Annotated in this window: 14 protein-coding genes; 6 read left to right on the top strand and 8 right to left on the bottom strand. The window is 62.5% G+C overall.

Translation table 11 applies throughout. The annotated features are described in order from the left end of the window. Positions 1-13: 13 nt before the first annotated feature. The 5 genes from ACK59Z_RS06435 to minC form a co-directional block, all read right to left on the bottom strand. On the bottom strand, positions 14-1,303 hold the full coding sequence (locus ACK59Z_RS06435) for a M18 family aminopeptidase (RefSeq protein WP_108192153.1): 1,290 nt from the start codon (positions 1,301-1,303) through the stop codon (positions 14-16). A 168-nt stretch (positions 1,304-1,471) separates the two neighbouring features. Continuing rightward, positions 1,472-2,107, bottom strand: a complete 636-nt coding sequence (locus ACK59Z_RS06430; protein WP_003252569.1) for an RluA family pseudouridine synthase — start codon at positions 2,105-2,107, stop codon at positions 1,472-1,474. A gap of 151 nt (positions 2,108-2,258) precedes the next feature. Next, positions 2,259-2,513 carry a cell division topological specificity factor MinE gene (gene minE / locus ACK59Z_RS06425; protein ID WP_003252572.1) on the bottom strand — a complete coding sequence of 85 codons (255 nt, stop codon included), beginning with the start codon at positions 2,511-2,513 and terminating at the stop codon, positions 2,259-2,261. Between the two features lie 3 nt (positions 2,514-2,516). Then, positions 2,517-3,329, bottom strand: a complete 813-nt coding sequence (gene minD, locus ACK59Z_RS06420; RefSeq protein ID WP_003252574.1) for a septum site-determining protein MinD — start codon at positions 3,327-3,329, stop codon at positions 2,517-2,519. 109 nt (positions 3,330-3,438) lie between these two features. Further along, a complete protein-coding gene (gene minC / locus ACK59Z_RS06415; protein ID WP_012053412.1) occupies positions 3,439-4,206 on the bottom strand; it encodes a septum site-determining protein MinC in 768 nt (255 codons plus the stop codon). A 111-nt stretch (positions 4,207-4,317) separates the two neighbouring features. Between minC and ACK59Z_RS06410 the strand changes: the two genes are divergently transcribed. Further along, entirely contained in the window at positions 4,318-5,253 is a 936-nt protein-coding gene (locus ACK59Z_RS06410; RefSeq protein WP_409292645.1) for a lipid A biosynthesis lauroyl acyltransferase, read from the top strand. 145 nt (positions 5,254-5,398) lie between these two features. After that, entirely contained in the window at positions 5,399-6,547 is a 1,149-nt protein-coding gene (locus ACK59Z_RS06405) for a patatin-like phospholipase family protein (protein ID WP_409292643.1), read from the top strand. Positions 6,548-6,634: 87 nt separating this feature from the next. Here ACK59Z_RS06405 and ACK59Z_RS06400 read toward each other — a convergent pair whose 3' ends face one another. Further along, positions 6,635-7,381, bottom strand: coding sequence for a VacJ family lipoprotein (locus ACK59Z_RS06400; protein ID WP_050543061.1), 747 nt, complete (start codon positions 7,379-7,381; stop codon positions 6,635-6,637). A gap of 73 nt (positions 7,382-7,454) precedes the next feature. Continuing rightward, on the bottom strand, positions 7,455-8,753 hold the full coding sequence (locus tag ACK59Z_RS06395; RefSeq protein ID WP_003252583.1) for a serine protein kinase PrkA: 1,299 nt from the start codon (positions 8,751-8,753) through the stop codon (positions 7,455-7,457). Between the two features lie 190 nt (positions 8,754-8,943). On the opposite strand from ACK59Z_RS06395, the gene ACK59Z_RS06390 reads away from it, so the two are divergent. Continuing rightward, on the top strand, positions 8,944-9,309 hold the full coding sequence (locus ACK59Z_RS06390; protein WP_014860252.1) for a hypothetical protein: 366 nt from the start codon (positions 8,944-8,946) through the stop codon (positions 9,307-9,309). A 151-nt stretch (positions 9,310-9,460) separates the two neighbouring features. Here the strand turns inward: ACK59Z_RS06390 and ACK59Z_RS06385 are convergent, their stop codons facing one another. Continuing rightward, entirely contained in the window at positions 9,461-11,026 is a 1,566-nt protein-coding gene (locus ACK59Z_RS06385) for a beta (1-6) glucans synthase (protein ID WP_409292641.1), read from the bottom strand. Between the two features lie 197 nt (positions 11,027-11,223). Between ACK59Z_RS06385 and ACK59Z_RS06380 the strand changes: the two genes are divergently transcribed. The 3 genes from ACK59Z_RS06380 (at position 11,224) to ACK59Z_RS06370 (ending at position 14,261) form a co-directional block, all read left to right on the top strand. Continuing rightward, on the top strand, positions 11,224-12,084 hold the full coding sequence (locus tag ACK59Z_RS06380) for a glycine betaine ABC transporter substrate-binding protein (protein WP_003252589.1): 861 nt from the start codon (positions 11,224-11,226) through the stop codon (positions 12,082-12,084). A gap of 204 nt (positions 12,085-12,288) precedes the next feature. Next, positions 12,289-12,600 (top strand): DUF485 domain-containing protein, encoded by a 312-nt coding sequence (locus tag ACK59Z_RS06375; protein ID WP_003252591.1) that lies wholly within the window; start codon positions 12,289-12,291, stop codon positions 12,598-12,600. Continuing rightward, a complete protein-coding gene (locus ACK59Z_RS06370) occupies positions 12,597-14,261 on the top strand; it encodes a cation acetate symporter (protein ID WP_003252593.1) in 1,665 nt (554 codons plus the stop codon). Before ACK59Z_RS06375 ends, ACK59Z_RS06370 begins: the two co-directional genes overlap by 4 nt. Positions 14,262-14,304 lie beyond the last annotated feature (43 nt).

Genomic DNA, 14,304 nt, shown 5'->3' with positions numbered 1-14,304 from the left:
GGGCCTGCTTACATCAAGGCAGCTCGCGGCTACGGTAGAACGCGGTCAGTACCTTCACCAGGTGCGCCAGGTCATGGCTGCCACACAGCTCGCGAATGGAGTGCATGGCAAAGGTCGGCAAACCGATATCCACCGTGCGCACACCCAGGTGGCTGGCGGTGATCGGCCCGATGGTCGAGCCACAGCCCATGTCGCTGCGCACCACAAAGCTCTGCACCGGTACTTCCTCGGCCATGCACAAGTGGCGGAAGAACCCGGCAGTCTCGCTGTTGGTGGCGTAACGCTGGTTGTTGTTCACTTTGATCACGGGCCCGGCGTTGAGCTTCGGCCCGTGGTTGCCGTCATGCTTGTCGGCGTAGTTGGGGTGCACGCCGTGGGCGTTGTCGGCCGATACCATCAGCGAGCGCTGGAGGGTGCGCACATAGGTGTCGCCATCGGGTAGCAGGCGCTGCAGGGTCTGCTCCAGCATCGGGCCATCGGCACCACAGGCCGAGCAACTGCCGACTTCTTCGTGGTCGTTGCACACCAGCACACAGGTCTCGTCGCTGTCGGCGGCCAGCAGGGCCTGCAAACCGGCGTAGCACGACAGCAGGTTGTCCAGGCGGGCGCCGGCGATGAAGTCGCCATTCAGACCGATCAGCGCGGCGTCCTGCGTGTCATAGAAGCTCAGCTCGTAGTCCAGCACCACGTCGGCGATCAGCTCGTGCTCGCGGGCCAGTTGCTCGGTGAGCAGGGCGCGGAAGTCGATGCGTTCGTCACCGGCCACTTGGGCGAGGATGGGGGGCAGTTCGTTCTGCGGGTTGATCGCCCAGCCTTCGTTGGCGGTGCGGTTCAGGTGGATCGCCAGGTTGGGGATGATCGCGATTGGCAGCTTGAAGTCGATCAGCTGGCTTTCGACCTTGCCGTCACGGCGGTAGGTGACGCGGCCGGCCAGCGACAGATCGCGGTCGAACCAGGGGGCCAGCAACGCGCCGCCATACACTTCCACGCCCAGTTGCAGGAAACCCTGGCGCTGCAGCTCGGGCTGAGGCTTGACCCGCAAGCACGGGCTGTCAGTGTGGGCGCCGACCATGCGGATGCCATTGAGCAGCGGCGACTGCTTGCCCAGTTTGATGGCGATGATTGAAGAATCGTTGCGGGTGACGTAGTAGCGGCCGCCAGTCTCGGTGTCCCAACTGTCGCGCTCGTCCAGGCGCTTGTAGCCGGCCGCCTCAAGGCGCTGGACCAGGCTCGCGGTGGCATGGAAGGGCGTGGGGGAGGCCTTGAGAAATTCGATGAGGCCGGTATTCAGTGCGTCGCGCATAGCTCACTCCAGACAGCAGTGGCGCGAGTTTAACGCAGAATGTCGACAATTTGTGTCTGCATCTTCGCGGCTAACGCTGCTACCACAGGTATTGCACAGCCCCTGAGCGCCGCGCGGTCCCTGTGGGGGCGGCTTTAGCCGCGAAGAGGCCGGTACAGGCCCTGCAAATCAGAACGGCGCAGGGCACTCGAACTTCAACCGCTGCCCGGACACCGGGTGGGTAAAGCTCAGCATCGAGGCATGCAGGCACAGCCGCTCATGGGCCGCCAGGGCTTGCGGGTTGGCGTACAGGCGATCACCCAGCAGTGGGTGCCCGATCGACAGCATGTGCACGCGCAGCTGGTGCGAACGCCCGGTAATTGGCGTCAGCTCCACCCGACAGTAATCGCCGCAGCGTTCGACGATACGCCAGAAGGTCAGGGCGTGCTTGCCCTGCTCGTGGTCCACCACATGCCGTGGTTTGGTCGGTGGGTCGTAGCGCAGTGGCAGGTCGATGCTGCCGCTGTCCAGCGCCGGCTGGCCCCAGCACAGTGCGGTGTAGGCTTTTTCGGTTTCACGGTCGTGAAACTGGCGCGACAGCTCGCGGTGGCTGTCGGCATCGCGGGCCAGCAGGATGATGCCGGAGGTTTCCCAGTCCAGACGGTGCACGATCAGCGCATCGGGGTAGCCGTTTTCCTGCAGGCGGGTGATCAGGCAGTCCTTGTTGTCCTCGGCACGGCCAGGTACCGACAGCAGCAGGGTCGGTTTGTTGATCACCAGGATGGCGGCGTCTTCGAAGAGGATCTGGACATTCGACAGCGGCATTACAGGTCTCACGAAAATAGCAGTAAACGCTGGGGCCGCTTTGCGGCCCTTCGCGGGCAAGCCCGCTCCTACAAAGGCTATGCATTCCCCTGTAGGAGCGGGCTTGCCCGCGAAGGGCTGCAAGGCAGCCCCAAATTGTCGACTACGCGGATCAGCGATCCGGCAGGGTGATGTTCAGCTCCAGAATCGAGCAGCTGCCCTGGTTTTCCAGCTCGATATGCACATCATCGTTGCCGATGTTCACATATTTGCGGATCACTTCCAGCAGTTCTTTCTGCAGCGCGGGCAGGTAGTCCGGTTCGCTGCGTTGGCCGCGCTCGTGCGCCACGATGATCTGTAGACGCTCTTTCGCTACCGACGCGCTGGTCTGTTTCTGTCTGCCACGAAAGAAGTCAAAAAGGTTCATGGTTTATTTGCTCCCGAAAATGCGCTCGAAGAATCCCTTCTTCTGTACATCGATGAAGCGCATCGGCTTCTCTTTGCCCAGCAGGCGGTCGACCGCATCACTGTAGGCCTGGCCGGCATCGCTCTGGTCATCGAGAATGACCGGGATACCTTGGTTGGACGCCTTGAGGACGGCCTGCGATTCCGGGATCACACCCTTGAGTTTGATCGACAGGATTTCTTCCACGTCGGCCACGCTCAGCATTTCGCCTTTGACGACGCGCTCCGGGTGGTAGCGGGTGATCAGCAAATGCTCCTTGATCGGCTCTTCACCGTTTTCGGAGCGGCGCGACTTGCTCGACAGAATACCCAGCATGCGGTCGGAGTCACGTACCGACGAAACTTCCGGGTTGGTCACCACGATGGCTTCGTCAGCGAAGTACATAGCCAGGTGAGCACCTTTTTCGATACCGGCCGGCGAGTCGCAGATGACGTACTCGAAGTCCTTCTTCAGGTCCATCAGTACCTTTTCCACGCCTTCCTGGGTCAGCGCGTCCTTGTCACGGGTCTGGCTGGCGGCCAGCACGTACAGGTTCTCGAGGCGCTTGTCCTTGATCAGGGCCTGTTGCAGGTTGGCTTCGCCGTTGACCACGTTGACGAAGTCGTACACCACGCGGCGTTCGCAGCCCATGATCAGGTCGAGGTTACGCAGGCCCACGTCGAAGTCGACAATGACGGTCTTGTGGCCGCGCAGTGCGAGGCCGGTACCAATGGCGGCGCTGGTAGTGGTCTTGCCCACACCCCCCTTGCCGGAAGTAACCACGAGAATCTTGGCCAAGGTGTTTCACCCCTAAAAATAGTCGGGACACTTGTCCCTGCAAAAAACTGAAATAGCTAAATAAAGGCAACGGTAAAAAAGTTGCTCTAAAAATGCTGGCAAGTATCCGTTAAAGACGGGTGATGTTCAACACGTCACCAGACAGGCTGACTTGCACGCTGGTCCCCCACAGCGGATCCCGGCGCAGGTCTTCGCAGACTTTGTACTGGCCGGCGATCGAGACCATTTCGGCGGTCATCTGCTGGCAGAAGATACGCGCCTTGGTGTTGCCTTTGATGCCGGCCAGGGCGCGGCCGCGCATGGCGCCGTACACATGGATGTTGCCATCGGCCAGAAGTTCCGCACCTGGGCTGACCGAACCCGTCACAACCAGATCACCGCCCTGAGCATAGATCTGTTGGCCGCCGCGTACTGGCGAAGTAATGATGCGGGTCGGGCGCACCTCGGGTTCAGGGGCAGGCGCTGGCGCCGGGGCAGGGGCCGGTTCGGGCTTTTTGACTACCTCGGGCTCGGGCTCCAACGGCCGTTCGCGGGCCCCCGAGGGCGGCAGCACCGGCAGGTCGATGGCGATGGCGGCGGCGATGTCCTCGATGCGGTTGGCGCGGATGGCCAGGGTACGCAGGCCGTGGTGTCGGCAGATCCGCATCAAGCCGGGCAGGTCGATTGCCCCTTCGTCGGCCGGCAGCTTGTCCAGCGCCAGCACCAGCGGTGTATTGCTGAAGAAGTTCGGGGCCTGGGCGACTTTGGCCGCCAATTGGCGGTCGAGGGCTTCAAGGTCATTGCGCGCCAGTTCCAGTACCGTAATGGCGAGCATGCTGCCCTTGAGCTGGAACACGGAGGCGGTGTCGGGTGTGTGGTTTGGGCTCATGGTCTGCATAGACGGCTTGTTGCGAAAAAAGTGCCCTGACTTATAACGAGAACACCGGTTGCCCGCAACATGCGCTGATCCGTTGTAGAATGCGCGGCCTTTGTCTTTCCGGATGCTTCAATGGAACGCCCGCGTTTTCGTCCCTATTACCTTCACCCCAAGTTCTGGGGCCTGTGGCTGGGCCTGGGCCTGCTGTGGCTGGTGGTTCAGTTGCCGTACCGGGTGCTGCTGAAGATCGGTGCCGCGCTGGGCGCCGTTATGTATCGCTTTGCCGGTGAACGTCGGCGCATCGCCGCGCGCAACCTGGAGCTGTGCTTCCCGGAGCTGTCGATCGACGAACGGCAGCGTTTGCTCAAGGCCAACTTCGCCTCTACCGGCATCGCCTTCTTCGAAATGGCCATGAGCTGGTGGTGGCCCAAGGCCAGGCTGGCGCGCCTGGCTCATATCGAGGGCCTTGAGCACCTGCAGGCCGCCCAGCAGGCGGGGCAGGGCGCGATCCTCATGGCGGTGCACTTCACTACCCTGGAAATCGGCGCCGCGCTGCTCGGCCAGCAGCACACGATCGACGGCATGTACCGCGAACACGGCAATGTACTGTTCGACTTCATCCAGCGCAGCGGCCGCGAGCGTCACAACCTTGATTCGCTGGCGGTGGAGCGCGAGGACGTGCGTGGCATGCTCAAACTGCTGCGTTCGGGCCGGGCGATCTGGTACGCACCGGACCAGGACTACGGCGCCAAACAGAGCATCTTCGTACCGTTGTTTGGCATCCCCGCAGCGACGGTCACCGCTACCACCAAGTTTGCCCGGCTGGGCAAGGCGCAGGTGATTCCGTTCACCCAGAAGCGCCTGGAGGATGGCAGCGGCTATCGTCTGGTCATCCACCCGCCGCTGACGGACTTCCCCGGCGAGAGCGAGGAAGCCGACTGCCTGCGCATCAACCAGTGGGTTGAACGTGTGTTGCGCGAGTGCCCCGAGCAATACCTATGGGCGCACCGGCGGTTCAAGTCGCGGCCCGAAGGGGCGCCGCGGCTGTATGACAAGAAAAAGCGCTGAACCTTGTAAGCAGGCCTGGCCTCTTCGCGGGTAAACCCGCTCCTGCAGGATTACCACGGGTTCTGCATATTGCGGGGCCCTGTGGGAGCGGGTTCACCCGCGAAGAGGCCGGGCATGAAAGCACCTTGACCCCAGGAAGGACTCCATGGCTCCACCCCCGGTAACCGGTCTCATCCTTTCTGGCGGCGGCGCCCGCGCTGCCTACCAGGTCGGCGTGCTGGCGGGCATCGCCGAGTTGCTGCCCGTCGGCGCACACAACCCGTTCCCGGTCATTGTCGGCACCTCCGCCGGGGCCATCAACGCCGTCACCCTGGCCAGTGGTGCGGTGCACTTCAACGAGGCCGTGCAACGGCTCACTGCCTTCTGGCAGAATTTCCGCAGCCATCTGGTCATCCGCAGCGACTGGCCCGGGGTCGTGCGCCAGGCCAGCCGCTTCGTCGGCCACAGCCTGCTGGGGCTGGGCGGCCAGGCCCCCGTGGCGCTGCTCGACAGCAGCCCTTTGCGCAGCCTGTTGCAAACGCACCTGAACCTGGATGGCATCGGCCACGCCTTGGCCGCCGAGCAACTGCGCGCCGTGGCAGTGACCGCCTTTGGCTACGAGTCTGGCCAGGCGGTGACCTTCTACCAGGGCCGTGGCACTATCGAGGCCTGGCTGCGCCACCGGCGTATCGGCGTACCCGCACCGTTGACCATCGACCACCTGCTGGCCAGCGCGGCGATCCCGCTGTTGTTCGCCCCGGTGCAACTGGGCGGCGAGTATTACGGCGACGGTGCAGTGCGCCAGTCGGCGCCGATCAGCCCGGCCTTGCACCTGGGCGCCAGCCGGGTGCTGGTGGTCGGGGTCAGCGGAAACCCGCAGCGGCCAGCGCCACCGGTGTCGCCCCAGCGTGTGTTCAGCGGGCAGCAGCCGAGCCTGGCGCAGATCGGCGGGCACCTGCTTAACAGTACGTTCATTGACAGCCTGGAAGACGATATCGAACTGCTGCAGCGCCTCAACCACTTGAGCGGGCTGTTGCCGGCGCACCTGGATGCCCGGCGCCTGGGGCTGGCACCGATCGACGTGCTGGTGGTGGCGCCCAGCCAGCCGCTGGATGAGATTGCCGCTGGGCACCGCCGCGAGTTGCCGGCGGCGTTACGCCTGTTTTTACGGGGGCCGGGGGCGACGCGCACCAGCGGGGCGGGGGTGTTGAGCTATTTGCTGTTCGAGGCCAGCTATTGCAGTGAACTGATCGAACTGGGGCGGCGCGATGCCCTTGCCAAGAAGCGCGAGCTTTGCGAATTCCTGGGGATTTGATGTTGCCTGTGCGGGCCCTTTCGCGACAAGGGGTTGCGCCAATACCTGTGTAGGAGCGGGTTCACCCGCGAAAGGGCCGCAGCAGGCTTACTCGGCTATCTGCAACTTGCGCGCCTGGGTATACACATACCGCACCTTTTCATATTCGAACGGCGAATTCAGCTGGCCGTAACGGAAGTTGGTGGTGTAGCGCTTGTCCACCACACGCAGGGCGAAGATTTCCGGGTGATCGGTGCTGGCTTCGGCCACGTTCAGGTAGTTGACCGCCTGCTCTCCCGCATAGTCCACCACCAGCCCGGTGGTATCGCGCAGGTTCGATGGGCCTAGCACTGGCAGCATCAGGTACGGCCCATCCGGCACGCCATAGAAGCCCAGGGTCTGGCCAAAGTCCTCGCTCTGGCGCGGCAGGCCCATGCTGGTCGCCGGGTCCCACAGCCCACCCACGCCGATAATCGTGTTGAACATCAGTCGCGCAGTGATTTCTGCCGAGCGCTTGGCTTTGAGCTGCAACACGCTGTTGAACAGGTTCGGCACATCGCCAAGGTTGTTGAAGAAGTTGCTCACCCCTGTGCGCACGAACTTTGGGGTGACGTACTGATAGCCACTGACCAGCGGCAGCAGCACCCACTGGTCCAGTCGGTAGTTGAAGTGATAGATGCGCCGGTTGATCGACTCCAGCGGGTCGTACACGTTCAGCGCCTGCAGGGTTGAGCGCTCGAACTCGCGCTGGTCCAGCCCCGGGTTGAATTTCAGCTCACGCAGCGGGTCGAGGAAGCCATCGGCTTCGGGCGCCAGTGGCGCGGTGCCGATCACCTGCGGGTCGGCCTCGACCACGCTGGCTCTGGGTGCGGTTTCGGCGGCCAGGGTGTGGCCAGCGGCAAGCAGGGCAGTGGCGAAGAGGAGTTTGTTAACCACGGAAGAACTCCAGCATGGCGTCACTGTTGACGCGGTAGTTGAGGTTGCCGCAATGGCCGCCATGGGGGTAGAGGGTCAGCCGTTCGCCGAACACCTTGCGCAGGAAGCCAATGTCGCCCGGGCCGAGAATGACGTCGTCGGCGTTGTGCATCACAGCGATCTTGTCACTGCTGCGCAGGTAGTCTTCCAGGGCATACAGGCTGACCTGGTTGACCAACTGCAGGATGCTGTTGCCGTCGGTGCGGGCGCGCCACATCGGAATCACCTGCTCGGTCATGTAGCAGTCGAAGTCGCACTGCAGGGCGCGCTTGAAGAACGGTGTCAGGCTGCTGCCTTCGGTGATCGGGAACTTCGGCGGAATGATCAGGCCACGGCGGTTGATCAGGTCGGAAGTGAAGGCGATGTCGGCTGCCGAGAAGCGGAACGAAGTGCCGATCAGCATGGCCATCTGCTCGTTGGACAGGTGCTGGCGCGACTGCTGGAAGTCGTACAGCAGGGCGTCGTTCAGGTCGATGTAGCCCTTGTCCTGGAAGTAGCGGGTGAGTTTTTCCAGCATCAGCTCGTAGAACGTGGTGCTGCGGTCGATGCCCTTGACCTGGGTTTGCACCAGCTTGTCGAGGTTGTTGATCGAGGTGTAGAGGTTGACCGGTGGGTTGAGCAGCAGCACACGTTTGAAGTTGAAGCTGCGGCGGGTTTCGTCCAGGTGGCTGACGAAGGCGGCGTCGAGCGCACCCAGGCTGTAACCGGTGAGGTAGAAATCACTGACTGGCAGGCGTGGATGCTGGGCGCGCACGGCCTGCATGACCCGGTACATGTCTTCGGCGTCTTCCTGGCTGATGCCGGGGGTAGCAAAGCGCGAGGCTGCACTCATGAAGTCATAGCTGGTGGGCGATGACAGTTGCACCACGTGGAAGCCGGCCTGGTAGAACAGCTTTTTCAGGTATTCATTGATGCTGCTGCTGTAGGGCGCGCCGGTGCCGGCGATGATGAAGATCAGCGGCGCTTCGCGATCCTGGCGAGCCAGGCGGTACTTGAGCTTCTTCACTGCCCAGAAGTTGTCGGGCAACGTGAACTCGCGCTCCGGGCGCAAGTTCAGGCTGTAGTCGGACTGATTGATGTCATCGTCGCTGGGCAGCTCAGGGCGCTTGTCCGGCGGCGTGGTGGCGATGGTGGCCTCGAACGGGTTGGTAAGAGGGTAGCCATAGCTGGCAGCGTCGATATCCCGCGCTGAAGCGGCCACAGCCATGAGCAAGCTGCCGAGCAGGGCAGCGAGGCGCAAAGATCGAAGCATGTAATCCCCCAAAAGAACGCAAGGTCGAGCAGTGTGCAGGCTAGGACCACAGCCAGGCGGGCAAAGTTGCCCGCTGCGGTGGCCTTTGGCGTACTTGCTATCTGCAACATAGCCGCCGGGGTGTGATTTTGCCTTAGAAACGGGCATAAGCGATCATGGATGCTTTCGATTACCGCTATTGGAGAACAGGATGTCTCGTTCGCTGCCGACGGTGCTGCTGGTGCTGTTTCTGGGGCTTTGGCTCGCGGCCAGCTATGGTGTGCGTTACGGCCTGATGGAGGATGGCCAGTGGGTAGGGCTGTGCGCAGTGCCGACGGCGTACTGGCAGTGCGAGGTGCGTTCGCTGCTGGGGTTGGGCATTCACCATCAAGTCATGGCCTGGGGCGGATTGGGCCTGGCGCTTCTGGCCCAGTTCGTTTCCGCGCGTGCCGGCTGGTGGCTGGCAGTGTTGGCACTGGTGTTCGCGGTGCCGGCGCTGGTGCTGTACACCGCCAGCATTGCGGTGTTTGCGCTGGTACTGGCGGGGTTGCGCCTGGTCAGGCAACCCCCATTGTAAGCAGCTGCGCGTGGGAGCGGGCTTGCCCGCGAAGCCAACACCGTGGTGGATGGCACGGGCTTCGCCCGTGTTCGCGGGCAAGCCCGCTCCCACAGGTTGAGCAAGACAGTTGCACCCACAAGGTCCCGCCGGGCTTGAGGAATATGCAGTATCAAGCCTGGCGCATCCGCAAGCTTCGCCACAACGCCGCTGTCATCAGCACACTCACCACCGCCCAGCCCCAGGCCTGCTGGTTCTCCAGCCCTTCCACGAACAACTGCGGCGCCACCCCGGCGCCGACGATGAACGCCAGCAACGCCACCTCCGCCCGCCGCGCCCGCACCGGCCACAGCACATAAACCAGCGCCGGCAACGCCAGCGCCGCGCTGGGGAAGCTGCGGTAGCGCGGGTCGAACACCATTGCCAGCATGCTCACCGCCGCAGCGAAGCCCGCCGCCAGCAACAGCCAGCCGGCTCGCACCTGCAGCCAGGCGAACAAGCGTTCACGCCAGCCGGCCCGCCGCGCCAGCGCCAACAAAGCATGGGTCAGTACCAGCAGGTTCAGCCCGGCCAGCATCAGTGCCCACAACCATTCCCCGGCAAAGCGCGCATGGGTACGCATCAACTCACCCCACAGGCCCAGGCAAGCGGCGCCAAACGCTGCCAGCAGTGGCAGCAGGAAGGCGGCCAACGGTGTAGCGGGACGCCCGGCCAGCACCAGCATGATCACCATCAGCACGGTGCTGGCCAGCAACCACTGCGGCCAGTCATGCAGGTTGCTCACGGGCCCTTCGAGCACACCCTTGTCCTGCCGGTCCGCGTCGTACAGCCCCCAGTAGCCACCCACTGCGCCCTCATTGGCGCGTTTCCAGGGCTGATCGAAGGCTTCGATCAGGTTGTAGTGCCAGCCATTGCGCTCGGCCATGGCCACGAAGCCACGGATGAAGCGCGCCTCATTGACCCGGCTGGGCACCGCCGTTTCGCGTTGGCGGCCTTCGCTGGGCCAGCCGGTTTCGCCAATCAGTATGTCCTTGGGCGCGAAGCGTGTGCCGAACACCCGGCGCACATCGGCAACGTGGGCCAAGGCATCGTCGATGCTACGGGGGTCGTCCTCCCAGTAGGGCAGCAGATGGATGGTCAGGAAGTCCACTGCCGGGGCCACCTGCGGGTGCTGCAGCCAGAACTCCCAGACATCGGCGTAGGTCACCGGCACCTTGACCTGGCGCTTCACCCGCGCGATCAATTTGGCCAGGTGGGCACCGGTCACCTCCTTGCGCAACAGTGTCTCATTGCCGACGATCACCGCGCTGACCACGTCAGGGTTGGCGTTGGCAGCAGCGATCAGCAAGCTGATTTCCTTCTCGGTGTCGGCCGGGTGGGCGTTCACCCAGGCGCCCAGCATTACCTTCAGCCCATGCTTGCGTGCCAGCGCGGGGATCGCCTCAAGACCGCTCATGGAGTAGGTACGGATGCACTGGAACCGCTCGGCCAGTAACGCCAGGTCGGCGTCCATCCGCGCTGGGCGCAGGCGAAACGGCTGGTCGTAAGGCGACTGGTCTTTGTCGAACGGCGTGTACGAAGCGCATTGCAGCTTGTGCGCTGGGCTGGCCGCATCGGGCAGGTGCACAGGCTTGCCCAGCCCGTACCAGAGCCCCCCCAGCCCGAGCAGGGCCAGCAGGCAGGCAAGCAGGTACAACGGCAATGACAAGCGGCTACAACTGGGCATGTGGCGGTCCATCGTCTGGCACAAAAGGTTAGATAGTAGCCCGGCGCCAAACCTTTGGCATGCAAGGATCGCGCAGGCCGAGGTAGGCCGATGGCGCTAATGGCATAGTGCTGTCGCATATGGGGCGGGTGCAGGTCGCAGCTGGATCAGGTCGACTTGTGTTGCAGGAAGATGATGCAATCTCCAAGACCTGACGAGGGGATGCTTTGATGGCAACTTTGAAGAAAATGCGACGTTTCCTGGGCGTGGGCACCGCCCTGGTAATGGCCATGAGCGCTGCACAGGCTATGGCCAAAGAAGTAAGCATTGGTTACGTGGATGGTTGGGCCGACAGCGTGGCGACCACCAACGTGGCCGCCGAAGTAATCAAGCAAAAACTCGGCTATGACGTGAAGTTGCAGGCCGTGGCCACGGGGATCATGTGGCAGGGTGTGGCAACTGGCAAGCTCGATGCCATGTTGTCGGCTTGGTTGCCGGTGACCCATGGTGAGTACTGGGCCAAGAACAAGGACAACGTGGTCGACTACGGCCCGAACTTCAAGGACGCCAAGATCGGCCTGATCGTCCCCGAGTACGTCAAGGCAGTGAGCATCGCCGACCTCAAGACCGATAACAGCTTCAAGGACAGGATTGTCGGCATTGACGCAGGCTCCGGTGTGATGCTCAAGACCGACCAGGCGATCAAGGACTATGGCCTGACCAGTTACAAGTTGCAGGCCAGCTCGGGTGCGGCGATGACGGCGGAACTGGGCCGTGCCTATGCCAAGCAGCAGTCGATTGCGGTGACCGGTTGGGTTCCGCACTGGATGTTCGCCAAGTGGAAGCTGAAGTTCCTCGAAGACCCGAAAGGCGTATATGGCGCGGCAGAAACCGTGAACAGCATCGGCAGCAAGGAACTGGCCACCAAGGCACCGGAAGTGGCGGAGTTCCTGAAGAAGTTCAACTGGCAGTCCAAGGACGAGATTGGTGAGGTGATGCTGGCGATTCAGGAAGGGGCCAAGCCTGAAGCGGCCGCCAAGGACTGGGTCGCCAAGCACCCTGATCGTGTGAAGGAGTGGACTGGCAAGTAATCACCTTTTAGGGCCAATGTGGTTTCTTCGCGGGTTTACCCGCTCCTACAGGAGCGGGTAAACCCGCGAACGGCTCATCACTTTGTTACGCAATCGGTAAAACACCGTTGCATCTAAGACTAAGGTCGTCTGGTTGGCGTCCATCGGCAGCATAAAGTAAGGGTGTGGGTTCCATCCCGTATCTGTGCTGCTAGGACAAAAACAATGAACGACAGCATTTACCTCTCGATACAAAACAGCCCCCGTTTCAAGGAGCTGGTCACCAAACGCGAACGGTTCGCCTGGATTCTCTCGGCGATCATGCTCGGCCTGTACTGCGCCTTCATCCTCCTGATCGCCTACGGTCCTCATTTGCTGGGCGCCAAGCTCAGCCCTGAGTCATCGATTACCTGGGGCATTCCCCTGGGCGTCGGTCTGATCGTTTCGGCATTCGTCCTGACCGCCATCTACGTGCGCCGCGCCAACGGCGAATTCGATGAGCTGAACAAGGAAATCCTGAAGGAGGCGCAACAATGATTCGCCAAGTCAAAGCCCTGGCCGTATTGGCCTGCGGAGCCTTCGCACCCGCCGTGTGGGCAGCCGATGCCCTGACCGGCGAGGTGCAGAAACAACCGCTGAACGTTTCCGCCATCGCCATGTTCGTGGCCTTCGTCGCCTTCACCCTCGGTATCACCTACTGGGCCTCCAAACGCAACAAGTCGGCATCGGACTACTACGCTGCCGGTGGCAAGATCACCGGCTTCCAGAACGGCCTGGCGATTGCTGGCGACTACATGTCGGCCGCCTCGTTCCTGGGTATTTCCGCGCTGGTGTTCACTTCGGGTTATGACGGCCTGATCTACTCGATCGGCTTTCTGGTTGGCTGGCCGATCATTCTTTTCCTGATTGCCGAACGCCTGCGCAACCTGGGCAAGTACACCTTCGCCGACGTGGCCTCGTACCGCCTCGGGCAAAAGGAAATTCGCACCCTGTCGGCCTCCGGTTCGCTGGTGGTGGTGGCGTTCTACCTGATCGCGCAGATGGTCGGCGCCGGCAAGCTGATCGAGCTGCTGTTCGGCCTGGACTACCATGTGGCGGTGATCCTGGTGGGTATCCTGATGTGCCTGTACGTGCTGTTCGGCGGCATGCTGGCCACCACTTGGGTACAGATCATCAAGGCTGTGCTGCTGCTGTCCGGTGCCAGTTTCATGGCGCTGATGGTCATGAAGCACGTGGGCTTTGACTTCAACACGCTGTTCTCCGAAGCCATCAAGGTACACGCCAAGGGCGAGGCGATCATGAGCCCCGGCGGCCTGGTCAAGGACCCGATCTCGGCATTCTCCCTGGGCCTGGCACTGATGTTCGGTACTGCCGGCCTGCCGCACATCCTGATGCGCTTCTTCACCGTCAGTGACGCCAAGGAAGCGCGCAAGAGCGTGCTGTACGCCACCGGCTTCATCGGCTACTTCTACATCCTCACCTTCATCATTGGTTTTGGCGCAATCCTGCTGGTTAGCACCAACCCGGAATTCAAGGACGCCGCAGGCGCTCTGCTGGGTGGCAACAACATGGCTGCGGTGCACCTGGCCAATGCGGTGGGTGGCAGTGTGTTCCTCGGCTTCATCTCGGCGGTGGCCTTTGCCACCATCCTGGCGGTGGTGGCTGGCCTGACCCTGGCCGGTGCCTCGGCGGTGTCCCACGACCTGTACGCCAGCGTCTGGCGCAAGGGCAAAGCCAACGACAAGGACGAGATCCGCGTATCGAAGATCACCACTGTCGCCCTGGGTGTGCTGGCGATCGGCCTGGGGATTCTGTTCGAGAAGCAGAACATCGCCTTCATGGTCGGCCTGGCGTTCTCCATTGCGGCCAGCTGCAACTTCCCGGTACTGCTGCTTTCGATGTACTGGAAGAAGCTGACCACCCGCGGCGCCATGATCGGCGGCTGGCTGGGCCTGGTGAGTGCGGTGACGCTGATGATCCTTGGCCCGACCATCTGGGTACAGATTCTCGGCCACGAGAAGGCCATCTACCCGTACGAGTACCCGGCGCTGTTCTCGATGGCCATTGCCTTCGTCAGCATCTGGTTCTTCTCGGTCACCGACAAGTCCAAGGCAGCTGAGGATGAGCGCGCGCTGTTCTTCCCGCAGTTCGTGCGTTCGCAGACTGGCCTGGGTGCCAGCGGGGCGGTCTCGCACTAACGTCAATCCCCTGCATTGAAAAACGCCCCGCCTGTCGGGGCGT

The sequence above is a fragment of the Pseudomonas sp. KCJK9058 genome (genome assembly GCF_046230975.1).
Lineage (GTDB): Bacteria > Pseudomonadota > Gammaproteobacteria > Pseudomonadales > Pseudomonadaceae > Aquipseudomonas > Aquipseudomonas alloputida.
Note: the sequence above shows the minus strand (reverse complement) of the source record. Positions and strands in the feature narration are given on the sequence as shown.